The organism is Lentzea alba (assembly GCF_011067745.1).
GTDB lineage: Bacteria > Actinomycetota > Actinomycetes > Mycobacteriales > Pseudonocardiaceae > Lentzea > Lentzea alba.
Genome location: NZ_JAAMPJ010000008.1, coordinates 114103 through 139717 on the forward strand (window position 1 = coordinate 114103; position 25615 = coordinate 139717).

The 25615-nt window shown below is 68.0% G+C and carries 22 protein-coding genes; 9 read left to right on the top strand and 13 right to left on the bottom strand.

Annotated elements, in window-relative coordinates; genetic code table 11:
- Nucleotides 1–10: 10 nt before the first annotated feature.
- Together G7043_RS27815 and G7043_RS27820 are read right to left on the bottom strand one after the other, a co-directional pair.
- Nucleotides 11–814, bottom strand: a complete 804-nt coding sequence (locus G7043_RS27815) for an SAM-dependent methyltransferase (RefSeq protein WP_166050471.1) — start codon at nt 812–814, stop codon at nt 11–13.
- A 9-nt stretch (nt 815–823) separates the two neighbouring features.
- On the bottom strand, nt 824–1858 hold the full coding sequence (locus tag G7043_RS27820; protein ID WP_166050473.1) for an MFS transporter: 1035 nt from the start codon (nt 1856–1858) through the stop codon (nt 824–826).
- 57 nt (nt 1859–1915) lie between these two features.
- Here G7043_RS27820 and G7043_RS27825 point away from each other — a divergent pair, with 57 nt between their 5' ends.
- The 3 genes from G7043_RS27825 to crcB are packed head-to-tail and all read left to right on the top strand — an operon-like array spanning nt 1916 to nt 3046.
- A complete protein-coding gene (locus G7043_RS27825; RefSeq protein ID WP_166050476.1) occupies nt 1916–2356 on the top strand; it encodes a MarR family winged helix-turn-helix transcriptional regulator in 441 nt (146 codons plus the stop codon).
- The gene (locus G7043_RS27830) at nt 2340–2711 is read left to right on the top strand and encodes a fluoride efflux transporter FluC (protein ID WP_166050478.1); all 372 of its coding nucleotides are present in this window, start codon (nt 2340–2342) and stop codon (nt 2709–2711) included. The genes G7043_RS27825 and G7043_RS27830 overlap by 17 nt, the downstream gene beginning before the upstream one ends.
- Nucleotides 2708–3046 carry a fluoride efflux transporter CrcB gene (crcB, locus tag G7043_RS27835; protein ID WP_166050479.1) on the top strand — a complete coding sequence of 113 codons (339 nt, stop codon included), beginning with the start codon at nt 2708–2710 and terminating at the stop codon, nt 3044–3046. The genes G7043_RS27830 and crcB overlap by 4 nt, the downstream gene beginning before the upstream one ends.
- Here the strand turns inward: crcB and G7043_RS27840 are convergent.
- The 4 genes from G7043_RS27840 to G7043_RS27855 form a co-directional block, all read right to left on the bottom strand.
- Nucleotides 2991–5591 (bottom strand): NACHT domain-containing protein, encoded by a 2601-nt coding sequence (locus G7043_RS27840; protein WP_166050481.1) that lies wholly within the window; start codon nt 5589–5591, stop codon nt 2991–2993. The genes crcB and G7043_RS27840 overlap by 56 nt on opposite strands.
- A 10-nt stretch (nt 5592–5601) precedes the next feature.
- Nucleotides 5602–8208 (bottom strand): NACHT domain-containing protein, encoded by a 2607-nt coding sequence (locus G7043_RS27845; RefSeq protein ID WP_166050483.1) that lies wholly within the window; start codon nt 8206–8208, stop codon nt 5602–5604.
- A gap of 19 nt (nt 8209–8227) precedes the next feature.
- Nucleotides 8228–10459, bottom strand: a complete 2232-nt coding sequence (locus tag G7043_RS27850) for a HelD family protein (RefSeq protein WP_207311855.1) — start codon at nt 10457–10459, stop codon at nt 8228–8230.
- A 144-nt stretch (nt 10460–10603) separates the two neighbouring features.
- Nucleotides 10604–11032, bottom strand: coding sequence for a MarR family winged helix-turn-helix transcriptional regulator (locus G7043_RS27855; RefSeq protein WP_166050486.1), 429 nt, complete (start codon nt 11030–11032; stop codon nt 10604–10606).
- A gap of 135 nt (nt 11033–11167) precedes the next feature.
- On the opposite strand from G7043_RS27855, the gene G7043_RS27860 reads away from it, so the two are divergent.
- From G7043_RS27860 to G7043_RS27865, 3 genes are read left to right on the top strand one after another with little or no spacing between them, the layout of a single operon-like run.
- On the top strand, nt 11168–11770 hold the full coding sequence (locus tag G7043_RS27860; protein WP_166050488.1) for a hypothetical protein: 603 nt from the start codon (nt 11168–11170) through the stop codon (nt 11768–11770).
- A gap of 1 nt (nt 11771) precedes the next feature.
- Nucleotides 11772–11990 (top strand): DUF6343 family protein, encoded by a 219-nt coding sequence (locus tag G7043_RS48640; protein WP_313888102.1) that lies wholly within the window; start codon nt 11772–11774, stop codon nt 11988–11990.
- Complete coding sequence (locus G7043_RS27865; protein ID WP_313888103.1) at nt 11974–12711, top strand: TetR/AcrR family transcriptional regulator; 738 nt, start codon at nt 11974–11976, stop codon at nt 12709–12711. The genes G7043_RS48640 and G7043_RS27865 overlap by 17 nt, the downstream gene beginning before the upstream one ends.
- Here G7043_RS27865 and G7043_RS27870 read toward each other — a convergent pair.
- From G7043_RS27870 to G7043_RS27880, 3 genes are all read right to left on the bottom strand, one after another.
- A complete protein-coding gene (locus G7043_RS27870) occupies nt 12699–14039 on the bottom strand; it encodes a dihydrolipoyl dehydrogenase family protein (RefSeq protein ID WP_166050490.1) in 1341 nt (446 codons plus the stop codon). The two genes, G7043_RS27865 and G7043_RS27870, sit on opposite strands and share 13 nt — an antisense overlap.
- 186 nt (nt 14040–14225) lie before the next feature.
- A complete protein-coding gene (locus G7043_RS27875) occupies nt 14226–14585 on the bottom strand; it encodes a VOC family protein (RefSeq protein WP_166050492.1) in 360 nt (119 codons plus the stop codon).
- A 12-nt stretch (nt 14586–14597) separates the two neighbouring features.
- Nucleotides 14598–15836, bottom strand: a complete 1239-nt coding sequence (locus G7043_RS27880; protein ID WP_166050494.1) for a hypothetical protein — start codon at nt 15834–15836, stop codon at nt 14598–14600.
- Between the two features lie 143 nt (nt 15837–15979).
- Here G7043_RS27880 and G7043_RS27885 point away from each other — a divergent pair, with 143 nt between their 5' ends.
- Complete coding sequence (locus G7043_RS27885) at nt 15980–17320, top strand: S8 family peptidase (protein WP_166050495.1); 1341 nt, start codon at nt 15980–15982, stop codon at nt 17318–17320.
- A gap of 200 nt (nt 17321–17520) precedes the next feature.
- Nucleotides 17521–18024, top strand: coding sequence for a DUF3145 domain-containing protein (locus G7043_RS27890; protein ID WP_089950817.1), 504 nt, complete (start codon nt 17521–17523; stop codon nt 18022–18024).
- Between the two features lie 30 nt (nt 18025–18054).
- Here the strand turns inward: G7043_RS27890 and G7043_RS27895 are convergent, their stop codons facing one another.
- The 4 genes from G7043_RS27895 to lanKC all read right to left on the bottom strand — a co-directional run bounded on the left by G7043_RS27895 (nt 18055) and on the right by lanKC (nt 24298).
- Nucleotides 18055–19773, bottom strand: coding sequence for an ABC transporter ATP-binding protein (locus G7043_RS27895; protein ID WP_166050496.1), 1719 nt, complete (start codon nt 19771–19773; stop codon nt 18055–18057).
- Nucleotides 19773–21389, bottom strand: a complete 1617-nt coding sequence (locus tag G7043_RS27900; RefSeq protein WP_166050498.1) for an ABC transporter ATP-binding protein — start codon at nt 21387–21389, stop codon at nt 19773–19775. The genes G7043_RS27895 and G7043_RS27900 overlap by 1 nt, the downstream gene beginning before the upstream one ends.
- A 142-nt stretch (nt 21390–21531) precedes the next feature.
- Nucleotides 21532–21693, bottom strand: coding sequence for a SapB/AmfS family lanthipeptide (locus G7043_RS27905; protein WP_166050500.1), 162 nt, complete (start codon nt 21691–21693; stop codon nt 21532–21534).
- A 40-nt stretch (nt 21694–21733) separates the two neighbouring features.
- Nucleotides 21734–24298 carry a class III lanthionine synthetase LanKC gene (gene lanKC, locus G7043_RS27910; protein WP_166050502.1) on the bottom strand — a complete coding sequence of 855 codons (2565 nt, stop codon included), beginning with the start codon at nt 24296–24298 and terminating at the stop codon, nt 21734–21736.
- A gap of 611 nt (nt 24299–24909) precedes the next feature.
- Between lanKC and G7043_RS27915 the strand changes: the two genes are divergently transcribed.
- Nucleotides 24910–25473, top strand: a complete 564-nt coding sequence (locus G7043_RS27915) for a hypothetical protein (protein WP_166050504.1) — start codon at nt 24910–24912, stop codon at nt 25471–25473.
- The last annotated feature ends 142 nt before the right edge of the window (nt 25474–25615 follow it).

A 25615-nucleotide genomic window follows, 5' to 3' on the forward strand; every position in this document is an offset into this window, starting at 1 on the left:
GCAAATCGCGCTACAACTTGCGGCCCACCGCCGCGTAGATGCCCGCCTTGTCCGGATCATCCAGGTTCGCGCCCTCGGGCTGCCACAGCGGCAGTGGCACGATGCCGGGCTCGACGAGCGCGAACCCGTCGAAGAGCCCCTCGATCTCCGGCTTGGTGCGCGGGAACATCGGGTTCTGGCTCTTCTTCATGACCTCGACGACGCCGGCCATCTCCTCGGGCTGCAGGTCCTGGGTGAACTGCGAGAACCCCAGGTAGCTGCCCGCGGGCACGGCGTCGCGGTAGGCGGCCACGATCGCGCGCGGGTCGGCCTCCGGTGGCACGAAGTGGAAGACCCCGACCGTCAGCACCCCGACAGGCCGGCCGAAGTCGATGAGACCGCTCTCCTCCGCCGCGTTCAGCACGGCGGCCGGCTTGGTCATGTCCTCCTGGATGATCGTCGCGCGCGGCTCACCCTCCAGGATGAGCTGGCTGTGCGCGACCGCGACCTCCTCGAAGTCCACGTAGACGACGTGGGTCTCGGGGTCGGCCTTCTGCGCGATCTCGTGCACGTTGCCGACCGTTGGGATGCCCGAACCGAGGTCGAGGAACTGGCGGATCCCGTGGTCCATCATGAACAGCACGGCCCTGCGCAGGAACGCCCTGTTCAGCCGCGCGATCGTGCGGGCGTTCGGCTGGGCCTGCAGGAACTTCTCCGCGAGAGCCCGGTCGCCCGCGAAGTTGTGCCCGCCGCCGAGCAGGTAGTCGTAGAGTCTGGCCGCGCTGGGCTTTCCGGTGTCGAGACCTTCAGGAACCCAGCTCACCCGTTCGGACATGGCCGAAGGCTACTGGAACGCGTGCACCAGCACCGTCGCGACCGCGACGCCCAACGCGGTGCCGAGTCCTCGCGCGACGTTCACCAGCCCGCTCCCGACCCCCGCGGACGCCTCCGGCAGTGCGCTCATCACCCGTTTCGTGCAGGCGGGCGCGACGATGCCGAGCCCGATGCCGGCCGTGAGGAGCTGAAGCACTTGCGGCACAGGGAGGATCAACGCCGTGGCGGTGATCAACGCCCCGGTGACGATGCCCGGTTTGTGCAGAGCCGTTGCCGCCAGGGCGAACCCGAGCGGCAGCACCGCGATCGTGAGTCCTATCTGTTGCAGCGGTTGCTGCATGGTGAACGGCAACAGCGTCATCGGCGCGAACAACGCGGCGTAGGCGAGCAGCACACCCGTCAGTCCGGGCAGGACCTTCCAGTTCGGCTTCCCGCGTTCGGGCTTGGTCTTCGTGCGGGGGAGCAGGTAGTGCCCGGCGATCAGGGCGATGACGCCGATCGGCACGTTGATCGCGAACACGGCCTGCCACCCGTGGTGCTCGGTGAGGTACCCGCCGAGGAGCGGGCCGGCGGCGAGACCTGCTGCCTGTGCGGCGGCCTGGACACCGAGTGCTTTTCTCCTCTGCTCGGGCGCGACCGCCGTGGTCACCAGCGCGACGCTGTTGGCCTGCAACATCGCCGCGCCGACCGCCTGGGCCACGCGGGCGGCGATGAGAGCGTCGAACCCCGGCGCGTACACGCACGCGATGGACGCTCCGGTGAACAACGCGAACCCGTAGATGTAGACGATCTTGCGGCCCACTCTGTCCGCGATCCTGCCCATTGGGACGAGCAGCGCCACGAGCGTGATCAGGTAGCTGAGCGAGATCCACTCGGGATCGGCGTCGAAGTGCGTACTGATCGCGGGGAACGCCAGCGTGACGATCGAGGCGTCGAGCTGCCCCATGAACGCCCCGAAGCAGACCGTCGCGATGACCAGCCAAGGCGCGTACGACCGGCGTGCGATCCACGCCGGCCTGGGCGACTCCGTGACGAACCAGTTCATCGTGGTCCGATTATATCTGACACAGAGCTATTGTCGTGAGTTCAGTACTATTTCTGCATGTCAGACGAAGCCCGCACGCTCACCGACGTCGTCACTCGCCTGCGCCGGGCGCTGCGGACGAGCATCCGGGCGGACTGGCCGTGGGAATCCCTGCCGATGGCGCAGGTAGAGCTGCTGCAGACCCTCGCGGAACGCCCGCCGATGAAGGTCGGCGACCTTGCCGCGATCTTGAAGCTCGCCCCCAACACTGTGTCCGGGCTGGTGTCCCAACTGATCGACTCGGGTCTCGTCGTACGCGGCGGAGACCCCAAGGACAGACGGGTAGCACGGCTATCCGTCTCACCCCGTGGACACGAACAGCTGCTCGTCTGGCAGCGTGAACACGAGAAGCGGATCGGCGCCGCCCTGGGCAAGCTGGAGGCTTCCGAGCGCGAGGACGTGGTGCGCGCCCTGAAAGCCTTGGACCACCTGGTGGAGCACCTTGCCGAACCAACCTGATCCGATCGACTCCGACGTCGACCTGCACGTCCCGGCCCAGCGCGCCGAGCTGCACCTGCCGTTCGTGGCGCTGGTCTCCTTGGGCGGCGGGCTCGGTGGCGTGGCGCGCTACGGGCTGTCGTTGCTCGTGCCGGGCGCGTGGGGGCTGTTCGTCATCAACGTGCTGGGGTCGTTTCTGATCGGTGTGCTGATGGGGACGGTCCCGAAGCCGTTGGTGCGGGCGTTCTTCGGGGTGGGGATCCTCGGCGGCTTCACGACCTTTTCGTCGTACGCGGCGTCGTGGTCCTGGGCGTTGGTGGCTACGCCGGTTTGTGCCGTGGTGGCGGCGTTCGCCGGGGTGCGGGTGACGCGATGACCGTGCTCGCGGTGTTCTTCGGGGCCGCGCTCGGGGCTCCTTGCCGATACCTGCTGGACCGGTTCGTGCAGTCGCGGCACGAGTCCGATTTCCCTTGGGGGACTTTGACGGTCAACGTTCTTGGTTGCTTTCTCATCGGGTTTCTCGTTGGGACGTCTTGGATGCCGCTGCTCGGGGTCGGGTTCTGCGGTGGGCTCACGACTTATTCGACGTTCAGCTACGAGACGGTGAAGCTGCTGGAGACGGAGAAGTACCGCGCGGCACTGCTCAACGTGGTGGTCAGCGTTGTGCTGGGAATAGGGGCCGCGGCGGTGGGTCTTGGTGTGTCAAGTTGAACTCACCGCGTTCCCAGCGCAGCAGGAACTCGCGAACAGCGGGCGGAACACCGCCAAGATCGAGCCATTCGACCGGCAAGATCCTTTTGTGGAAAGCCTCGATCTCCAGATAAGGCAGTGACAGCATCATCCTGAGGCTGTCGCTGTCGCAGGTCAGTTCCTTGTTCCAGTCCAGCCGCCTGAACAGCTCGCGCTCGGCCCACGGCACGGGAAGCGAAGCAATCGTCGTGGCAAGGCGGTCCGCTGCGGCCTGGGGAAACTCATACCGGTCGCGTAGCAGCGAGTAAGCAGCTCCGACGTACGTGTTCGTGCCGTAGTTGCATCTCGCGTACAGGGACCTTGCTCCGAAGCTGCGGACGATCGCATCCAGGGCATCCGGGTCCGAAACCGCCCAGAGCGCCCACGGCGAGGACTTCCTCAGTTCCAGCAGGTTTGCGTGGTGGCGTTGCCGCAGGTCGTGCAGCAGTTCGGTCCAGGGATTCTCTTCGTCCACGGGTGCGAAGTGGGGAAGGGTGTCCAGCAACAGAGTGGTGCCGGCGTCACCGCGTGAGATGAGCACGTCGAAGTGATTGACCAGGGTCTGCTGGACGATCGGCAGGTTCGCAGAGGAGGAGCTGAAGACGCAGTCGTACAGCGGTTTGTCCTCGGCCACCCCTTCGAAGGCGTCCCAGTTGGCGCGCGCTTCTGGCGGGGCGTGCACAGATCTTTCCAACGCCGCAATGGTGATCGCACGGACCGTGCGATCACTCGGGTTCAGGTGATGCAGTGCGCGGGCCGCGAAGGCGAGTCCGCCGTCGTCGAGCGCTTCGGTCAGCAGTTCGTCGGCTCCGCCGTCGACGTTGCGCTCGTAGAGCTGGAGCACGATCTGGGCGACGACGTCCCACTGGCTGATGTTCGGTTTGAGCGTCGCCCACAGGTCGGCGGCGGTGCGGTGGGTTCGTGCGATGTGCTCGGCCGCGAAGTACTCCAGGAACGTGCGATGGGTGAAGCCGAACTGCGGTTCGGACGCCGTGGCGCCGACGTCGGTGAGGATCCACGCACGTCCTGTGCAGAACAGCAGGAACTCCTCCGCCATCGCCACGGACTCGTCGTGGTCGTCGAGCTTGGTGTCCAGATAGGTGGTCAGGGTGTTGATGATCCTCGTCCGAGGAAGGGGCTTGCCCGACTCGGCCGCGGTGAACATCCGCCACGCGAGGTGCTGCACGGCGCCCCGCAAACGGCCCTGAAACCGCAGAGGTAAAGGGATGCCGCGCTTCGAGTCCCACTGCTCGAACAGCATCAGCGCGCACCGTTCGTACACCTGCGCCAGGTTGACCGGCAGATACCGGTCACTGGAGTACATGGCGCACAACAAGGTCAACAACAACGGGTTGCTGCGCAGCTCGGGGATCTGCGCGCTGTCCTCCATGAAGGAACGGGACAGCAGTTCGCGCTCAGCCGGCGAGGTGGCCTCATCCAGCTCGAACCACCGCGTGACGTAACTGGAGACCTGCTCCGCGTCGAACTCCGCTATGTGGCTGGGAACGAACAGGTCGCCGCTGAGCGGCGCGTCCTCGTAGCCGACCCTTCGCGCGGTGACCAGGATCGGCACCAACGGGTGCAGGTGTGCGAACCCCTCGACCAGCGAGACGACTCGGCGGCGCAACTCGGTCTGCACCAACTCGTCCAGTCCGTCGAGGATGACGACGGCACGGCCGGTGCGCAGCAGGTACTCGACGCCGTCGCGCGGTGGTTTCACGTTGTAGGGCGCCTGGCACAGCTTCTCCAGGTAGTGCAGGAGATCGCGCCCACCCTCGTCGAACGAGGTGGCGAACTCCCGCAGCACCAACAGGAACGGCACCCGTCCAGATCCGTCGACCGCGATGTCGTGCGCGAACTTCGCGGCCAGCGTCGACTTGCCGGCGCCGGGGTCGCCCTGCACCAGGACTCGCTCGCCGGGTGCGCCGAGCCTCACCAGGGCCGGCGAGGTCAGCGTGGGTTCCACGTACAACTGGTCGTACCGAACGGATCTGCTGACGCCGATGTGCGGCATTCGGATTCTGCTGTGCAGCGCGGCCACCTGCCCCCGCATGCGGGCCGCGAAGGCGTGGATCCGGGTGAGCGACTTGAGGCGCTTGAGCATGACGCTGTTGACGGAGGCGGCGGTGTAGAGGTCGCTTTGGTCGATCTTGGTGTTGGGGTCGCCGAAGTGCGGGGCCGTTTTCTGACAGGCGGCGACCATCACGTCGTGCACGACGTCGGTGACCCGCGTCAGCAGGTGGCTGGACAGGCCGGCGAGCCGGAGTCCTTCGCGCAGCTGGTCTTTCGCTGCTTTGCCCATCATGTTGCCGATGCGCTTTTGAACGACGACCGTGGCGAAGTCGGGGGAGTCGAGATAGGCCTCCAACGCTTCCACGTCCGGACGAGGCAGGTCGACGAAGAGTGCTTCGGTCGCCGCCGTCGTGGCCGCGGGCCGGTGGAGTTCGACCTCGCCCGCCAGCCGTGGGGACAGCTGGTCGCTCACGTTCACGACGACGCGGATGACCGCCGACTCGATGCTGGGCAACGGAAGGCTCCTATTCGAAGACGTTGAAGTCCCTGGTGGTCCACAGACCCAGCAGGTCGGCCACTTCCCCGGACAGGGCTTCGAACAGCATCCAGTGGAAGGCCGGGCCCCTGTGTTCCGCAGCGCGGCTCTCGGCGAGTTCGCTGAGCACTGTGGTCGGCGCGAACGGCAGGGTGAAGCCGAAGTCGACGTAGGCCTCCAGGTAAGGCAGGCACAGCAGGAACTCGAGGTCGGGACACAGCTTGCCGCGCGGCGCGAGCCGCAGGGGCAGCGCCAGGTCGTGGTTGAGAATCCAGTCGTTGTAGGAGATCCACGCCTGTTTGGACCGGGCCATCTGTGCGGCCAGCCGGCGTGCCTCGGCCTCGTCGACTGAGCTGGCGTCGTCCGGGGAGAGCAGGGTCGTGACCGGTGCCGGGATGATCTCGCCGAGGAACGAGACGTGCTCGAAGAGCGAGTGATTGCCCCGGAGCGTTACGAGTGTGTTGAGGTCGGTGAGGTCGTCCATGTCGCGCAGCCAAGGCCACGGCGTGCGGGGCGAGTCGCCATCGGGTGCGCGCCAGTAGATGTCGTGGAGTTCCGAGCGCAGCTCCGCGTCGACGCCTGTGCATCCGAGCAGCCCGCGGACGAGCACGGGAATGCCGGGGTTGCGTTCGTCGTACAGCCGGGCGGCGTCCTCGACCACCGCCCGGCGAACGTTGTCGCGGTTGGTGGGCAGGCTCGTCGACAGGCAGTACTCCAGGGCGATGTCCTCGACGAGGATGAAGCTGAACGCGGAGTACGAAGTCCGGCTGTCGTGAGGGGCGGCGACGGCTTGGCGGAGGGCGGCGATCGCGATGCCGCGCACGACGTCCGGTCGAGGAGTCAGGTAGCCGAGTGTGCGAGCGGCGAAGTCCAGTTCGCCGTCGTGGATCGCGTGGGACAGCACGTCGTCGGCCCCGTCCTCGACGTTGCGGTCGTGCAGCTGCAGAGCCACTCGCGAGACGACGTCCCAGGCGCCTTCGTTGACGTGGGAACGCAGAGCCGACCACAAAGAAGAAGCCGTGGTGTGCTTGCGCACCAGGTGTTCTGCGGCGAAGTACTCCATGAAGGTGCGGTGCGTGAAGCCGAACAACGGCTCGGAAGCGTTCGCGCCCACGTCGGTCAGGATCCAGGCGCGGCCGGTGCAGAACTCGGTGAAGCGTTCGGCGGCGCCCTCGGCCTCGTCCGGGTCGAAGGACTTCGCCACCAGGTAGTTGGTCAGCAGCCGCACGATTCGGCTGCGCGGCAACGCGCCCGCGAGCTCAGGGCCGTCGAACAGGTACCAGGCCAGGTGTTGCACGGCGGCGCGCAGACGGCCCTGGAACTGCACGGGCAGGGTGATGCCGCGCATGGAGTCCCAGCGGTCGAAAAGCATCACGGCGCAACGTTCGTAGACCTGGGCGAGGTTGCGCGGCAGGTAGTGCTCGCTGGAGTACATGGCGCACAACAGGGCCAGCAGCAACGGGTTGCGGCGCAGCTCCTCGATCTCGGTGCTCTCGCTGAGGAACGCCTCGGCAAGCCGGGCCCGCTCGTGGGCGGGCGTTGCGGCGTCCAGGGCGAACCAGCGGGTGGCGTAGTCGGCCACCTGGCCGGAGTCGAAGTCGTCGACGGTGCCCGCGGTGAAGAGCGTCGAGCTCAGGGGTGCTTCCGAGTAACCGACCTTGCGCGCGGTCACGACGATCGGGGTCAGCGGGTACTGGTGGGCGAAGCCCTCGACGAGACGGACCACGCGGCGGCGCAGTTCGGGTTGCACCAGTTCGTCCAGGCCGTCCAACACCACCACCGCGCGGCCGTTGCGCAGCAGGTATTCCACGGCGTCGCGTGGGGGAGTGAGGTTGTAGGGGTCGCTGCAGATGTGTTCGAGGTACTTCAGCAGCTCGCGGCCGCCGGTGCGGAACGAGGCGGTGAAGTCGCGCAGCACCAGCAGGAACGGCACGCGCTCGGTCGCGTCCAGGGCGATGTCGTGGGTCAGTTTTCCGGTCAGCGTGGACTTTCCGGCGCCGGGGTCGCCGAGCAGCACGGTGCGGCGGCCGGGCGAGGTCAGGGAGGAGACGGCGAGGTCGGGCGACAGGGTCGGGCGCACGTACAGCTCGTCGTACGGCACGGAGCGGCTGACCCCGATGTGCGGTAACCGCATCTCGCCGTGCATGGCCGCCACGCGCGCACGCAGCTGCGCCGCGTAGGAGTGGAAGTCCGCCAACGTCGGCGCGCGTCGCAGCACGAGCGTGTTGTTCTTGACGGCACTGGCCAGGTGCGCGACGCCTACCGCGGTGGGGGTGTCGAGATCGTTGGCCTGCAACGGCTCAACCGAGACCAACGCCTCGAACAGGCCCTTGGGATCGGCCGACGCACCGGACAGGCGCAGGCCCTGGACGATCTGTTCGCGCAGGTCGGCGGACAGGCCGGGATCGACCGAGCCGCGCATCGCCCGCCACAGCACCACCTGGCGGGCGATCTCGGCGAAGTCCGGGGACTCCAGGTAGCTCAGGAGGACCGGGTCGAGGTCGGGCGGGGGAGGAACGAGCTGGGAGAGCCTGGGGGCGAGCTGGTTGCTGACGGACACGACGATGCGGCCGACCGCCGCGTCCAGACTCGCCACCCAGGCCTCCAAACGTTCGTTACGAAACGTCCTTCAGCCGGGATAGCACATCGGGCAGCGTTCCGGTGTGCACGACGCCGAGTCGTTGTGTGGCCCGGGTCAGCGCGACGTACAGGTCCGACGCGCCGCGCGGGGACTCCTCGAGGATTCCGTCCGGGTCGACCACGACCACCGAATCGAACTCCAGGCCCTTCGCGTCGGTCACGCCGAGCACCACGACCTGGGCCTCTTCCAGGTCGTTGCCCAGCGACGACCCCGGCACGGCGGAGACCACGGCCTCGCCCACCGGCGACAGCAGGGCGGCCGGCACGATCACCGCCACCTTGCCGTCACCGACCGCGGCGACCTCACCGGAGATCAGCGCGGGCACCTCGGCGGCGAACGACGACACCGACGAGACCCAGGGCGGCACCCCGGTTTCGCGCACGGACGTCGGCGGCACCAGGGCGGAGTCCACCGACGCGAGCACGTCCGCGGCCACCTCCATGATCTCGGCGGGCGTGCGGTAGTTGACCGAGAGCTCGGTGAGGCGCCAGCGGTTCTGCACGTAGGGGGACAGCACCGAACCCCACGACGTGGCGCCGCCGATGTCACCGGTCTGCGCGATGTCGCCCACGACCGTCATGGACTTGCTGGGACAGCGGCGCATCAGCGTGCGCCACGCCATCGCCGACAGCTCCTGGGCCTCGTCCACGATGATGTGGCCGAACGTCCACGTGCGGTCGGCGGCGGCACGTTCCGCGGCGGTCTCGTAGCGGTCCACGCCGTGGCGCTCGGCCAGGCGGTAGGCGTCCATCAGGTCCGTGGCCATCAGGATGTCCGGGTCCGCGTCGTCCTCGAGGTCGAGGATGTCGAGAACGCCCTGGGCGTACTCGATGGCCTGGCGGCGCTGGCGTTCGGCACGGGCCTTGGCCTCGGTGTCGTCCTCGCCGAGCAGTTCGGCGGCCTCGTCCAGCAACGGCACGTCCGCCGGGGTCCAGTCGTCCGAGGTGCGCTGCAGCAGGTCGCGTTCCTCGCGGGTGAACTTCGACATCGCGCGATTGCGGCGCTTCGGGTTCGCGTACAGCTCCGAGAGCAGCGAGAACGGGGTCAGCACCGGCCACAGCGACGAGATCGCGGCCTGCACCTCCTCGGACTCGCGGAGCTCGCGGCGGATGTCGTCCATGTCCGCCTTGTCGAGCAGGTGCCCGCCCAACCGGTTGGCGACCATGCCGGACAGCGTCGAGATGATCTCGCGGGCGAACGTGCGGCGGGCCTCGTTGTGCGGGCGGCGCGTCCGGCGCGCCCTGCCTCGCGCGTCGGCGATCGCCCGGCGGTCCAGGCGCAGCACGTCGTTGTCGAAGCGGATCTCGACGGAAGGCGGCGCCTCCTGGCGGTCGCGCACGGCCGCGGCGATCACGTCCGCCATCTGGATCCGGCCCTTGATGGCCGCGGCGGCAGCGGACTCGCGACCGGTCGCCGTCAGGTTGGGGTAGAGCTCGCCGACGGTGGACAGCAGCACGCCGGTCTCACCCAGCGACGGCAGGACCTGACTGATGTAACGCAGGAACGTCGTGTTCGGGCCGACCACGAGCACGCCGCGTTTCGCCAGCTGCCGACGGTGCGTGTACAGCAGGTAGGCGGCACGGTGCAGGGCCACCGCGGTCTTGCCGGTACCCGGACCGCCCTGCACGACGACGACGCCGTTGAGCTCGGACCGGATGATGACGTCCTGCTCGGCCTGGATCGTCGCGACGATGTCGCTCATCTGGCCGGTGCGCGACTCGTTCAACGCGGCGAGCAGCGTCGCCTCGCCGGTCAGCGACTCGCTGCGGGTCACGTCGGCCGAGTTGATGTCGAGCACCTCGTCGTCGAGGCCGATCACCTTGCGCGAGCGCGTCCGCAGGTGCCGGCGCCGCCGCACGCCGTCGGGCGAGGCCGCGGTGGCGAGGTAGAACGGCCTGGCGGCGGGTGCGCGCCAGTCCATCAGCAGCGGCTCGTATTCCTTGTCCTCGTCGAAGAGACCGATTCGGCCGATGTAGAAGCGGTCACCGTTGTGAAAATCGAGCCGGCCGAACGCCAGGCCGTTCTCCACCGCGCTGTACTGAGCCAATTGATCCGTGTACATGGCGACGGAGGTGTCTCGCTCGGACCGCATCTGGTGCGTGCCGCCAGTTTGTCGCAACGATTGTGCGAGTCGTTTCGACGTCTGTTCGCGGAGGTCGTCGAGCCGGCCGTACAACATGGCCACGTATTCCTGCTCCGGCTCCATTTCGGCGAGCCGGAGGTCATCGGAGGGGCTTGACAACTTGCCTCATTTCTCGATACAATACGGCGTCGAATTCCGAATCCTCGGCCGTATGCAGTTAATTAAACACTGCCTGCCCGCACCCCGTCCCGCGTGAGCGCAGACTGTCTAATCTACACGCATATCGGCGTGATGCAGGTACGCCTTCCGCAGCAGTGTGGTGAGTTCAACGCGCTCCTGCGTCGTCAACGGCGCCAGCAACTCCTCTTCATGTGCCCGAGCCGCGTCCAGGCGGTCGCGTAGTGCCTCTCTGCCCGCGTCGGTGATCGCCACGGTGAACCGTCTCCGGTCCCGGTCGTCCCGTTTGCGCTGGGCGAACCCCTGCCGTTCGAGATCGTCGAGCACCGACACCAGGTCGCTCGGGTCCATCCGCACCCCGTCGCTGATCCGCTTCTGCGCCACCGCCTCCTGGTCCACCAGGAACGCCAGCACCGTCACGTGAGGGCCGCGCAGGCTGTTGCGCGCGAGCCTGCGGGCTTCCCTGACCAGCTGGAGCATCAGGTAGCTGGGGAGATGCAGAAGCTGATCAATGCTCATGTAGTCAGCATAGAAAAGATCTGTCCCCCGATCGTGGATAGCGCTGCGTGATGAACGCGCCTGGACCAGCGCCGTGCGGGTGAGCGTTGGGGTGACGTTTCTCCGCAAACCACCTGGAGGCGGCATGGTGGGGGTATGACGCGTGCGGAGATCGTCCGGCTCGCCCGTTGCGTGGTGCGCCGGCCCAGGTGGCAGCTCGTCGTGGCGGTCCTGCTCTCCGCGTGGACACTCGCGTGGGTGCTGGGCCAGCTCGCCGAGCGCCCTCTCACTCCGCTCGGCGTGCTCGCCTGGACCGGCATTCCGCTCGATTCGGCATCCCTATGGGCGCGCGAACGCGTCGAGATCCTCGCCTGGTTCGCGACGATAGGGGGTCTGAGCTGGGCGGCCACCACCGAACGAGGTCAGCTGCCGGCGCTCGCGGGCTGGTTCGCGGTGCTGGTCGCGGGGGAAGCGGCGGGATACCAGCACGCGGTCCAGCGGGCGATGCTCAGCATGGTCGTGTTCCTGGTCATCCTCGCGGCCGTGTCGCTCACCGGGCGGCGCGCGTTCGTCGTCGACCGCGTCGCCGTCATCCCCAAGGACGTGCTGCGCGCCGGCATCACGGCCGCCGTGCTGACCGCCGTCGTCCCCCTCATCGCGCCCGGTCTGGCCCTGACGCGTCTCATTAGGCCCTATGTGACGAAACCGCCGCGGCCGCTCAGGCGGGTTGACGCACCCCTGCTGCGGGAAACCGGATGACGTGAACGACTACCTGCCACCCCCGGCGCCCCCGCGCAGTGCGCTGACACTGCGGTTGTGGCTCGCCGGGTTCGGGCTGGTCTTCAACTCGGTCGCCGGGTGGCTGGCGCTGCGAGCTGACCTCGTCTGGCTCGGAATCGTGCTTTTACTACTCGCCTTGGTTTGCGTTGTGGACTTCGGTTGGGTAGTTCACCGCAAACGTCGTGGCGATCCTGGCTGAAACCTGTCGGGAACCTGTGCTTGGGCACATCGCTCGTATGGATAAAGATGTTCGTGTGCATGAAGACCCGGCCAAAGGCAGATTAGCCAGGGTGATGCGTCGACAGCCGGTGCAACAGCGTGGCGCGGCAACTGTCTCCGCGATCCTTGACGCTTGCGCGAGCCTGCTGAACGAATACGACTACGACGACATCACCACGGCGCGCATCGTCGATGTGGCCGGCGTACCCATTGGTTCCTTCTATCAGTACTTCCCGGACAAAAGGTCCGTTGTGCACGCTTTGGCACTTCGCGGGATGGAGACCTATCTCCGCGAGGTCGAGGGGCTGTTCGCCGATGATCTGATCGCGGACACGTGGCGCGAGGCCATGACCCAGATCATCAGCGTGTACCTGAGGATGCTGACCGAGGTGCCGGGCTTCGGGCGGGTGCGGTTCAGCGACATGCTGGACAGCCACCGGCTCGACTCCAGCGTCGACCAGTACGAGCTCATGGCGGAACGGCTCGCGGAGATGTTCGTCAACCGGTTCGGCGCGCACGGCGACGCCCCGGTGACGCTGACCTTCCGGATCGCCGTGCAGACCGCGGACGCGCTGTTCAAGCTCGCCGAACGGGTCGACGAGGACGACCGCGCGTACGTGGTCGGCACGGCGAACGAACTGCTCGCAAGCATGCTGGGATCAGTGCTGGAGGCGCCCCAGGAACGGGCTCAGAGACCGTAGGCCTCGAGCATCCGCAGCCAGACCTCGCTGATCGTCGGGTACGAGGGCACCGCGTGCCACAACCGGTCCACGGTCACCTCTCCGACGATCGCGACGGTCGCCGAGTGCAGCAGCTCGGCCACGTCCTGACCGACGAACGTGACGCCGACCAGCGTCCGCGTGCGCTCGTCCACGACCATCCGCGTCCTGCCCTTGTACCCGTCCGCGTGCAGCGACGAGCCGGCGACCGCGATGTCGAGGTCGACCACCTTGACGTCCCGCCCGGCCTTGCGCGCTTCCTCGGCGGTGTGCCCGACGAACGCCACCTCGGGATCGGTGAACACGACCTGCGGCACCGCCACGTGGTCCGCCCACGCCTGGCCGGCCGACCACTGCTTGGGTTCGAACCCGCGTGAGCGCTCCAGGATCGCCGTGCCGACCGCGCGTGCCTGGTACTTGCCCTGGTGCGTCAGCAACGCACGTCCGGTGACGTCACCCGCCGCGTACAGCCAGCGTCCGTCCACACCGGACACCAGGCCGGAGTCGTCGATGGTCAGCGGCTTGCCGTCCTTGGTCGCTGGCACGCGTCCGGTGGCGACGAGGATCTCCGACCCCTTCAGGACCCGGCCGTCCTGCAACGTCAACGCACCCGGCGCGACAGCCGACGCACGGGCGCCCAGCAGCACCTCGACGCCGTCGGCCCGCAGGCCCTCGACGACCAGCGGCCCGACGAACTCCTCCAGCCGCGGCAACGGCCGGTCGCCGGACACCACCAGCGTCACCTTGGACCCGAGCCGCGCCCACGCCTGCGCCATCTCGACGCCGACCACGCCACCGCCGAGCACCACCAGCGAGTCCGGCACCTCACGGGCAGACGTGGCCTCCCGCGAAGTCCACACGGGAGTGTCCGCGATGCCGTCCAGCGGCGGCATCTTCGGCACGCTGCCGGTGCACACCACGACGGCCTGACGCGCCCGGTACACCTCGTTTCCGACGGTGACCTCGCGTTCGCCGGTCACCTCGCCGTCACCGCGGATGACGTGGATGTTCTCCGACTCCGCCCACTTGACCTGGCCGGAGTCGTCCCAGTTCGAGGTAAACCCGGTGCGCCGCGCGAGCACTTCCTTCGGGTCCAGCGAACCCGCGTTCACGCCCTGCACGCGCTGGGCGGCCGCGAGCGCGTGACCGGGCCGGAGCAGCGCCTTCGACGGCATGCAGGCCCAGTACGAGCACTCGCCGCCGACCAGCTCCTTCTCGATCATGGCGGTGGACAGGCCACCCGCGGCCGTCCGCCAGGCCACGTTCTCACCAACAGGGCCACCACCGATGACGATGACGTCGAAGTCCATGGCAGCCACAGTAGGCGCTGCGCCACGGGTCCGTGTTCGCGATAGCCGGGGCTGAGGCGGCCCCTGGCGGCACGGGCGGCTGACCCGAATACAACACCGGTATGCGGGTCAGCCGCCCGCACCACCAGAAACCACCTCAGCCGCGACTCTCATCGAACGAGACCCGTGGCGCAGCGCCTGCGCGTTCTAGGTGAGCCACACGAGGCAGAAGGTGTGCCCGACCGGGTCCGCGTAGACCCGGAAGTTGTCGTCGTCGTCCTTCTGCACCAACCGTGCGCCGATCTCCAGCGTTTTCTGTTCCGCTTCCTCGATGTCTTCGACCAGCACGTCGAGGTGGAACTGCTGCGAGCCGTGCGGATCGGGGAACGTCGGCGGCTGGTACTCAGGTGCGAGCTGGAACGCGATGCGCGTGCCGGAAGCGACGATCACCACCCAGGTGTCGTCCTCACCGGCGAGGCGTTCGGCGCCGAGCAGTTTCTCGTAGAACGACGCCAGCTCGGAGGGGTTCGGGCAGTCGAGCACGACAGAGCGAAGTTGTCCGACCATGCCCTCCACCCTCTACCGGGTGGCGGGCAGCCGCAACGCCTGCTTGGCAATCGGGTCAAGCGCTTGGTCCCCCGCGCCGCCGGACCAGATCACGAACGCCAGCTGCACGTGGCTGCCCTTCACGCCGCTCGCGAACGCCGCGTTCTGCAGCGGTTTGCCGTCCGGCCCGTGCACGCCGCCGGACCCCGGCAGGGCGACTACCGACAGCAACGCCTTCGCGCTCGGTGAGTCGAGCAGGTCCAGGTCCGCCACCAGCACGGTCGCCGGCTTGCCCTGCACCGTCGTCTCGTAGGTGGCGCGCAGGAGCTCCGCGCACTCGTTCGCGATCAGCCACGCCTTGACGTCCCCGAACGCCTGCGCCTGGCAGTCCTTGTCCTTCTTGGTCTCCTTCGGCACGAACGTCGTGCCGTCCACGACCACCGTCGTCGGCTGCGGCACCGTCGGTGCCGTCGTCGCCCCGTTCGCGTTGTCGTCCCCGCCGGACAACAGGGTCATCAGCCACACCAGCAGGACCAGCGTGATGATCGCGACGGCGCCGAGCCCCGCCAGCGTCCTGGTCTGCAGCAAGCGTTTGCGCGTGATCTTCGGCCGGGCCTGGACCTTGGGGATCAGCATCGTGCTGGCGGACGCGAGATCGGGGGAGACCGCGTCGCTGAAGCCCTCGGCGAGCAGGGCCCGCGCGTCCGGTGGTGTGCCGGTGGTCTGCAGGATCGCGAGGAGTTTCACCGCGTGGTCGGCTGTGCAGGGCACCGTCGACGTCGCGAGCTCACGAGCCGCGGTGAGCACAGTGGACGGTTTGGGGTGCAGTACGCGCACGCCGCGGTTGAGGTCGACGGTCGGCTGGACGACCTGGCTCACGAACGGGCCGACCGCCACGACCGTGCTGACCGGCAACGGCTCGGCGCGCATCGCCTGGATCCGCTGCGCCACCGCGGTCGCCGCCGCCACGGCCTCGGCCGCGGGGTTCGGCGCGCCGTCCTGGCTGACGAGCGGCCAGCCGTCGATCTTCCACTGACCGCCGAGCGGCGCCTCGAGCTTCACCGCGGGGTCGGGCAGGTCGACACCGACGATGACCAGCACACCCTTGGGCAGCACCACGATCGCGTCGAGCGGCATGGGGCAGTCCGGTGGCTGCACGCCGATCAGCGCGACACCACCCAGAGCTTGAGTACCCGCGCCGCAGGCCGTGAGGGCGGCGCGGACGTCCGCCCCAATGGCCGAAGGCTCAGCGCCCAGACGGATCAGCCGCACGAGTCCCTACCTTTCCGCACGGGGGGACACGGTAGCGGTCCGGGGTCATTCCGATGCAGCCAGTCGAGACGTTGCGTGATGCCCGTCACCGATAAGTGGATCACTCGTTAGATGGATTGCCTGCCTAAGTTCACGGAGGGTCCATGTACAAACGCGCCGCCCTGTTCGCCGTACTGCTCGTGGCCGCCTCATCCCCTGTCGCGACGGCCGCGCCGACCTCCACGGTCTACGTCCACGGGACCGACATCGCCGCCGCCGAACAGGCGGTGGCGGCCGCCGGCCTGCAGAAGCTGACCAGTTTCCGCAAGATCGGCGTGGTCGCCGCGCGGGGTGACTCCACGCGGATCTCGTCCGCCCGCGCCAAGACCGGGGTGACGCGCGTCGAGGTCCAGAAACCGATCAAGTTCCTCGGGTCGACCTCGCACACCGCCACCCGCGGCCTGGACGCCCGCAACAGCCTCGGGCTCACCGGCGCGGGCGTGTCGGTCGCCGTGATCGACTCCGGCGTCGACCCGACGCACCCCTCGTTCGGCGGCCGGATCGTCCGCAACCTCAAGAGCCTGTGCCTGGACGGGGCGTCGGACTCCAGCTGCATCGTGCCGGTGCCGAACTTCGTCGACACGGACACCACGTCGCTGGGCGGCCACGGCACCCACGTCACGGGCATCGCGATCGGCGGTGACGTGCAGACCACCGGCGGCCCGGTGATCCGCGGCGCGGCGCCGGGCGCGAAGGGCGTCGTGATCTCCACCGGTGCGGCGATCCTCATCCTCGGCGCGGACGCCGCGCTGAACTGGGTGCTGGAGAACCACAACGCTCCGTGCGGGGCCGGTGTCCCCGCGTCGACCTGCCCGCCGATCAAGGTGATCAACAACTCCTACGGGCCGTCCGGCGGCGGCGCGTTCGACCCGGAGTCGGTGACGGTCAAGCTCCAGCGCCAGCTCGTGGCCGAAGGAGTCGTCGTGGTGTGGGCGAACGGCAACGACGGTGGTGACGGCTCGGCGAACCTGTCGAACCCGCCCGGCACCGACCCGACGCCCGGCGTGATCTCGGTGGCCTCCTACAACGACCAGGGCACCGGCAGCAGGGACGGTGCGCTGTCGGACTTCTCGTCGCGCGGTCTCGCCACGAACTCCGCGACGTGGCCGGACATCTCGGCACCCGGTGAGAACATCACCTCGTCCTGCCGCCTGTACCTGCCGATCTGCGCGACCGGGCTGGACCCGCAGAACGGTCCCGGACTGCTCGACCTGGGCACGTTCAACACGATCAGCGGCACGTCGATGGCGGCACCGCACATCGCCGGCATCGTCGCACAGCTGTTCCAGGCCAAGCCTTCCGCGACGCCCGCCGACATCGAGCGCGCGCTCAAGTCGACGGCCCACAAGTACGGCACCGGTTACCAGCCGGTCGGGCCCTTCACCTCGTCGTTCGACAAGGGAACGGGTCTGGTGGACGTCGTCGCCGCGGTAAACGTCCTGTAGATCACGATCGCGCATCACTCGGCCGGGGAGATCGGGACTTATGGCCTGTATCTGCCCCGGTCGGGTGATGATCGAGCTGGTTCTTATGGCGGACATGGCTCAAGTCAAGGCAGAATGCAGCGAACGGGATTTCATGGAGATCACCTCACTCGGCAAAGGCGTAGGGGAAGACGTCCCTCGTCGAGTAGCGGAGGTCAGCAGTGAGCACCCGTGGCAGCACCAGTGGCGTGGTCTACGTCCACTCGTCGCCGTCTGCGGTCTGTCCGCACGTCGAGTGGGCGATCTCGGGCACCCTCGGTGTCAGAGTGGACCTCAGGTGGGCAGCGCAACCCGCGGCACCAGGCCAGTTGCGCGCTGAATGCGCATGGACCGGAGACGCCGGCACCGGCGCGAAACTCGTGGCTGCGCTGCGCGCGTGGCCAATGCTTCGCTTCGAGGTGACCGAGGAACCGTCACCTGGTCAGGACGGCGAACGCTTCTGCTTCGCGCCGGTTCTGGGACTGTGGCACGCCCGCACCTCGGCCAACGGTGACATCGTGGTCAACGAGGACCAGCTGCGTGCGCTCGCGGTCAGGGCCCGTGGCGGGGAGTCGTTCGCGCACGGTGTGGACGAGCTGCTCGGCGCCGCGTGGGACGACGCCCTGGAACCGTTCCGCCGCGCGGGCGACGGCGCGCCGGTCACCTGGCTGCACCGTGTCGGCTAACTGGATCTGTTAGTCCTGAGTGGACCCCGCTCACCGTTTGGGCAGCGGGGTTTCCTCGTGGTGGGTGGGATCCCAGGCCAGCATGAGCTGCCCGTAGAGCGGCGACGTCTTCAGCAGGTTCTCGTGGGTGCCCAGCAACGGCTTGCCGCCGTCCATGACCAGCACGCGGTTTGCCCGCAGCGCCGAGCTCAACCGGTGTGCGATCACCACGAGAATTCCTTCCCGTTCCGCGAAAGCCCGCTCGACGCGCGCTTCCGCGGCCGGGTCCAGGTGTGAGGTCGCCTCGTCGAGGATCACGACGCTCGCGGACGTGACGTAGACCCGTGCGAGCGCGAGAAGCTGGGCCTCACCAGCGGAAAGCCCCTCGCCGGCGTGACCGAGCGCGGCGTCCAGACCGCCCAGCCGGTTCAGAAGTGCTGTGGCGCCGACCTTCTTCACCGCTTCGGTGAGATCCTCGTCGGTCACCCACGGCGCGAGCAGGGTGAGATTTTCCCGCACGGTGCCGGTGAAGAGGTACGTCTCCTGCGGAATCAGCGCGATCGCGTGGTGCCTGATCGTCGGGGCGACCAAGTCGACCGGGGCGCCGCCGAACAGGACGCGGCCGTTGTCGGGCGGCATCAGGCCGGTGAGCAGACTGGCCATTGTGGACTTGCCGATGCCGGAAGGCCCGACCACGGCGAGGTGGTCGCCGGGGCGCAGGTCCAGCGACAGGCCGCGCAGCACCGGTTCCGCGTCCGGGCTCCAGCCGAACGTGACGTCACGCAGGGCGAATTCGCCGTTGGACGGAACTTCCTCGCCGACTTCCGTGCGTGTCTGCGGTGCAGCTTCTTGAAGTCGTTTGAGCGCAACCATGAGACGCATGACGACCGTGCTGGTGGTGCGCGCGAGGCCGTGCAGCGCGGGGTTCACGCTGTTGGTGAGGTACACGACCGCAGCCAGCGTCGCGCCTTCGGTGAGCTGGCCGGACGCGACCAGCGGGGGAGCGAACGCCACGAGCAGCACGATCGGTGCGAAGCCGCCGATGGCGATCACCGTGGCGCGCAACGAGTTCGCCCAGGCGACCGTGATCGTGGCGCTGGCCTGCTGGTTGATCTGCGTGGCGATGTCTTCGTACGCCTCGTCGGACGCGTCGCAGGCGGCGACGTCTCGCAGTCCGGTGAGCACCGCGCCGGACGCTTCGGCGGTGCGCTCGTCGGCCATCACGGCGTCGCGCTGGCGTTTCGCCAGTGACGGAAGCATGAGGCCGAAGAGCACCAGCGCGGCCACGATCGGGAGCACGACCAGCCAGATCAACGCGGCCGCCGTGGTCGCGAGGCCGATGAGCGCGGCGATCGTGGTGACCAAAAGGGCACGAGCCTGGACGAGCACACCGGCGGTGGCGTCGCGAACCACCTCGACATGCCGGGTGATCATGGCGACCGCGCTGGCGTCCGGGGTCCTGCGGTGCGTCGGGTCGTTCAGCACGCCCTTGACGATCCGCGTGACCAGGGCGTCGCGCATGGGTTCGACGACGTCGCCGAGCCGGGCGAACACCTGTCGCTGGCCGAGCGCTCCCACCACCGCGAGCGCGGCGAACGCGAGCAGCCACAGCACACCGGCCAGCGGGTTTCCCGCTGCGAAGCCCTTGTCGACGGCCGTGCCGACGAGCTTGCCGCTGAAGAACGCCGGTACGCCTTCGAGCATCGACCAGCCGAGCAGGATCAGGACACCTCTGCGGTGTCCGGCCAGCGTGGAGAGGTAGAAACGCATCACTCGCCCCCGGTGAACACAGCGCGGTAGTCCTCGTCGTCCCACAGCTCGGCGTGGGTGCCGGTGCCTCTGACCCGGCCGTTTTCCAGCCACACCACGACATCGGCCCGTGCCGCCGTCGCGGGGCGGTGCGTCACCACGACCCGTGTGCGGCCGGGCAACGCGGTGGTGAGCGCCTTGTCCACTTTGGCCTCGGTCACCGTGTCCAGACTCGCGGTGGCGTCGTCGAGCACGAGGACCTGCGGATCCCGCACGATCGCGCGCGCCAGGCCGATCCGTTGTGCCTCACCGCCCGAGAGCGGGGCGTCGGAGAGCGGGGTCTCGTACCCCTGCGGCAGGCGGATCAGCGCGTCGTGGACCTGCGCGGCCACCGCCGCGTCGCGCACCTGGATCTCGTCCGCGTCCGTTCCGTACCCGATCGAACGACCGATCGTCGTGCCCAGCAACGCGGGACGTTCGAAGGCGTAACCGACCTGGCCGTCCCGCGCGATGTCGCCGTCGTCCACAGCGGACAGTCCGCCGAGCACCGCGGCCAGCGTCGACTTGCCCGCTCCGGAGCTGCCGACGACCGCGGCGAACGCGCCTTCGGGGATCGTGAGGCTCACGTCGTGCAGGACGCCGTTGATGCTGACGTTGCGGAGTTCGATGCTCCCGTCGGAGGGCTGGGGGGTTGGTCGAGGTGCCGGCGGGGTGTCGAGGACCTCGGCGATCCGGGTGGCGGAGGCACGGGTGCGTTCCAGCGCGGTGAGCTGCGGGATCTGCCCGACGATGCCCATGCCGAGGGCGGTGTAGCCGAGGGCGGCGAGCACGTCACCGGTGCTCAGCCTGCCCTGGAGGATGCCGAACCCGGCGGCGACGAGCACGGCCAGTTCCACGGCCGGCAGCAGGAGTCCCGCGCGCCACATCATCTTCGCCTGGGTGCGCCACATGCCGCCGCCCGCCGCGGCGAGACGGGGAAGTGGCTGCAACACCCGGCCGGACTCGCGGTCGGCGATGCCCGCGGCGGCGATCGTGTGCCGGCCGGCCACCGCGTCGACCAGGCGGGCCGAGATCTCGCCGGAGACCTCCTGGTAGGCCAGCACGTCGTCGGCGGTGAGCTGCATGTGCGAGCGGACGAGGAGCATCGCCAGCGGCACGCTGACCGCGAACACCGCCGCGAGCCGCCAGTCCAGCAACGCCAGCGCCACGACCGAGCCGACCGAGGACACCGCGGCGATGATCAGGGACATCACGGTGACCACGACACTGCCCGCGTTGCCGCAGTCGCCGGTCAACCGGCTCACCGAGTCACCCGCGGCGAACCGCGGCGGATGGCCGAGCGCGAGCAGGTGGCGGGAGAGGCGTTTGCGCAGCCACGCGGTGGCGCGGGCGGTGATGCTCGCGGCGAGCACGATGCCGATCGCGTCGCCGATGATCTCGGTGGCCGCGAGCAGCAGCAGCCACAGGACGGTGACCAGCACGAACGTTCCGCCCAACGCCATGTCGACGGCGCCTGCGAGCGCGGTGGGGAGCAGCAGACCGGCCGTGGTGGCCACAGCGGCGTTGAGCAGCAACAGCCACGGGCGCACGTCTCGCCGCACGACGGAGAACAGCAGAGCGTCACCGGGTTTGGCCATCGGCTGTTCCTCCGGAGGTCATGAGGGCGCATCATGAGCGAGGGCCCGACAGCTGGCCGGCTGCCGGGCCCTGCAGTTGGCGGGTGAGCGGCATACTTCGCCTATGCCGCTCACTCACCGCGGTGTTTCAGTTAGGCGCAGATCAGCAGGCCAGCAGGCTGACGGTGCTGTGCGAGCAGGGGAGCAGCAGCGACGCGTTCGACGCGGTCGTGGAGCCGCCGCCACCGCCGCCGCCACCCGACGCCATCGCGTTGCTCGGCGCCTCGGGGGTCTCGAGCTCCTGCATGTCGAGGATGAAGCCCATGACAATCTCCTAATTTCGAGGGATCGATCTGTGTTTACTGCTACCGGTCGGTGAGAACCGGCGTTCGTGAGCCCAGGAAGGGCAGTGGTGGCAGGCCGTCCACAGTGGACGCGATGGCGAGCAGAACGCCCGCGCCGCCGGTGTTGAGGTCCATGGAGAGCCGGCGCAGCTGGACGCCGGGGAACGCGATCCCGGCACCGAAGCGCACGGCGTGCCAGCCGAGTGCTCGCAGGTGCGTTTGCACCGAGCGCTCCAGCTGTTCGTCCGGCCGGTGCCGCGTCGCGTGGGCGAGCGTGGCCATCAGACCGGCCCTGCCCAGCGTGAACGCCGGCTGGATGACGAACTCGCCGGTGCAGCCGCTGAGCAGTTCGGGCAGCTTCTCGACGCACGGGCGTTCGGGAGCCACTGCGGCGAACTCGGTGAGCGCCAACGCGATGCCCGCGCCGCCGATGCCGACGTACGGCAAGCTCCGGAACGTGCCGTCCCGCACCTGCAGCGAACCGTCCAGCGCGACCATCGTCTCGGCCAGGTCGCGTTCGAGCGCCTGCTCCGCGAGCTTGAGCCAGCGTCGTTCGGTGGTGTGGCCGAACATCCGCAGGAAGAACAACGCGGGTCCGGACCAGCCGTGCAGCAGGCCGGCCTTCGCCTTGTCACCCGGTCCGGGTGCGTCGGCCAGCTGCTTGGCGAGTCGTTCGGCGAGCTCCTCGGCCTTGACCGCGAAGCCGTCGTCCTGGCGGGTGTCCGCGAAGTGCAGCAGGTTGAGCCCGATGCCGGACAAACCCGCGCTCAGCCCGTGGTCCTGCGTGGTCGGAACGAGCGCGGCGTAGCTCTCGACGAGTTCGGTCGCGAGGTCGTGATGGCCGAAGTTCTCCAGCACGTGCGCGATGCCGTGGGCGCCGACGAAGAACCCCGCCTGCTTCGGCGGATCCTTCCGCACGGCCTTGATCAGCCAGTCCTCGTGCTCGGCATAGCGGCCTTCACCGCTGACGTCGAGGGCGTGCAGCACACCGGCCGCGCCGTACCCGAAGCATGTGCCGCCGACCTCGAACTGCTCGATGTCGCCGGGGAACAGCCGGTCCGTCCGTTGTGGAGTCGCGCTGTGCAGGATCGCGGTGGCGATCTCCTTGCGCACGACCGTCCAGTCCGGGTTCTCCTCGTCGAACTGCGTGAAGGCCGGGTCCGACGGCGGGTCGACGCGCGGCCTGAGCACGTCGATGATCGCCTGGCCGTATTCGTCGCTGAGCCCGAAGCGTTGCTGGATGACTTTGACGTGCTGGGGGAGTTTCGCGGGTGCGAGCTCCAGCACCGTGTTGAGCGGCAGGAAGATCCACAGCTTGAGCGCCGCGAGCGGGTGCTCGTCGATCTCGAAGCCCTCGCGGTCTTTGGGCGCCTGGAAACCGGGGGCGCCGAGCGTGGGCCGGTGCACGTCCTCGATCGTGGACGACAGCTCGAAGTCGATCAGCGAGATCTCGTCGTCCTCGTCGACCAGGATGTTGAGCGTGTGCAGGTCGCCGAACACGACCCCGCGCTCGTGCACCCGTGCCATCAGCTCTTCGACCTTGCCGACGAGATCGAGCGCGCGTTCGCGGTACTCGGCGAGCTTCTCGTCGTCGGTGTCCTTGTGCGTCAAGGGGTAGTTGTGGCCGAGCCACTGCCCGAGCGAGCGGCCGGGCATGAACTCCATCGCGACGAACAGGTGCTCCCACTCGATGAAGCGGTCGTACACCTCCGGCACGCCCTTGACGCCCTTGAGCTTGGTGAGGATCTCGTACTCGCGCTCCAGCCGTGCCACGGCGTCGCGGCCCTCGCGGTCGAGCCCGGCGTGCGGCCGCGCCTCCTTGAGCACGACCTCCTTGCCGTCGCTCTTGCGGGTCGCCAGGTAGACGCCACCACCGTTGGAGAAGTGCAGTGAATTCTTGATCTGGTAAGGGAACTGCTCGGGGTCGCCGGCGTTGCGCTCGGCGAGGTGCGGCGCCAGGAACTCCGGCAGCTCGACCCACTCCGGCACGCTGAAGACCGGCCTGCGCTTGTCGGCGACGAGCTCGCCGTCCGGCCCTTCGATCGCGAGCACCTGCTGACCGTCGATCTCGAGCCACTGCTCGGAGAACCCGCCGTAGCGCACGTACAGCGGTCCCTTGCCGAACCGCAGGTCGCTGAGGACGTAGGCGCCGTGCTCGCCGTCGAGGATCGCGCCGAGCTCGGTGCAGATCTGCCGGAGCTGGTCCGTGTCCGTCGGGTAGATCGTGATCAGCTTGCCGCTGCCCTCGCGAGGTGCGTACTTCGAGTTGCGGGCCAGCACGATCGAGATCGTCGGCAGGTACTTGAACGGGATCCGCCGCTCGACGCAGTAGTCGAAGGTGGCCTTGAGAACCCTGGCCGCGTTGTCGAGACCTGCGGAGACGTGAATCTTCCAGCCCTGCTTCGGCAGCTGCACCCCGTGCGGGTGCAGGTGCCTCCACACATTGCGCTCGACCTGCACCCAGTCGACGGGCAGTTCGGGCAGCTCACGCGAAAAGTCGTCGCCTGGGAGGTCGCTTTCGGTGCTGCTCTGCAGATCGTAGAACCGTCGATCTGCGAAGCAGAACGCCTCGTATCTGAGGTCCACCGAAATTCCCTCCTCGACCGTTTTGCGATTTCGTTGACGCCGAATATTCCCGCACAATTCGGCGGCTATGGCCAATCCGCCATTCGAGGTATATGGGTACCCTGTTCGTGTCCGAATGATGCAGGGTTACCGGTGCGTATGTGACGCTTTGTGACGAGGTTTGGAGCCATCTCACCCGCCTGCGAGGTTTGCTGATTGGCCAGTCAACGCACCTGTCTTGGTGTTTTGCTAAACGGGACTGTATCGTTCAGTTTCGGTGCGTGCCGGTGAGCTGCGATATTCCAAGTCGATCTCGACGTATAGTTAGGGGTGGGCAACCGTCATGTACGCACTGTGTTCCGTACTCTTTTCGAGTGAAGCCAAAAATGGCTGCCAATGCGTGTTTGATACGACCGATCGGCGGTAGGCGCTCGCCCGAAGGAACCCATCCGGAGTATGGGATTGCGCCTCTGCATTTGTGTATCAATCATTGTCTTGCTACATGCAAGTTGCATCTGCGTGGAATATAGTCTTTCGGCTGAAGTTTATGTTTTGATGTAACAGGCGCGGTTTTGTGAGCGGCCCTCTGCTGTGCGGTGCCCGGTGCGGGCTAGGCTGCGGGGGTGGGGAGCGTGGCTAGCCGCTGGCTGGTGCCGGCCGTGGTGGTGATCACCGGCGCCGCGGTGGCGGCCGGGATGGTGGGGCGGACGATCTACTCACGTCCCGCGGAGGCGAAGGGGTCGCCGGTCGTGCCGTCTTCGTCCGTTGCCGGGCCGTTGCCGGGGTCCGCGGAGGTTCGCTTGAGCCCGGACGCGTTCACACATCCCGATCGGACCGCGGTGCAGACGGTGCTGCAGAAGTACTTCGACTCGATCAACGAGCGGGACTTCGCCGGGTGGCGGTCGGTGGTGTCGGCTCAGCGGGTTGCCACTACTCGGGAGGCGGCTTGGTTGGCCGACTACGAGACCACCCGGGATGGCGGGATGGTGGTGCAGCGGGTCGAGTCTGATGTGGTGGGGCGGCGGTTGCGGGTGCTGTTGTCGTTCGTGTCCACTCAGGACGTTGCCAAGGCTCCGCCTTTGGTGCCGGAGCGGTGTGTTCGGTGGCGGGTTGTTTATGTGATGGTGTGGGAGGGTGGGGAGTTGAAGGTGGATCTGGCGCCTGAGAGTCGGACTCCCCAGATGGAGAAGTGTTGAGGGGTTGCGCAGGGTTGCGTTGTGGGGCGCGGCTTTGAGGGTGGTTGGCTTGCGGGCGGCTTGATGGCACGAATCGTGACGGGACCACCCCACCGGAACCGCACGAGTTTCAGTCAGCTCGGCTCCGCCGTCGCCTCAAGCA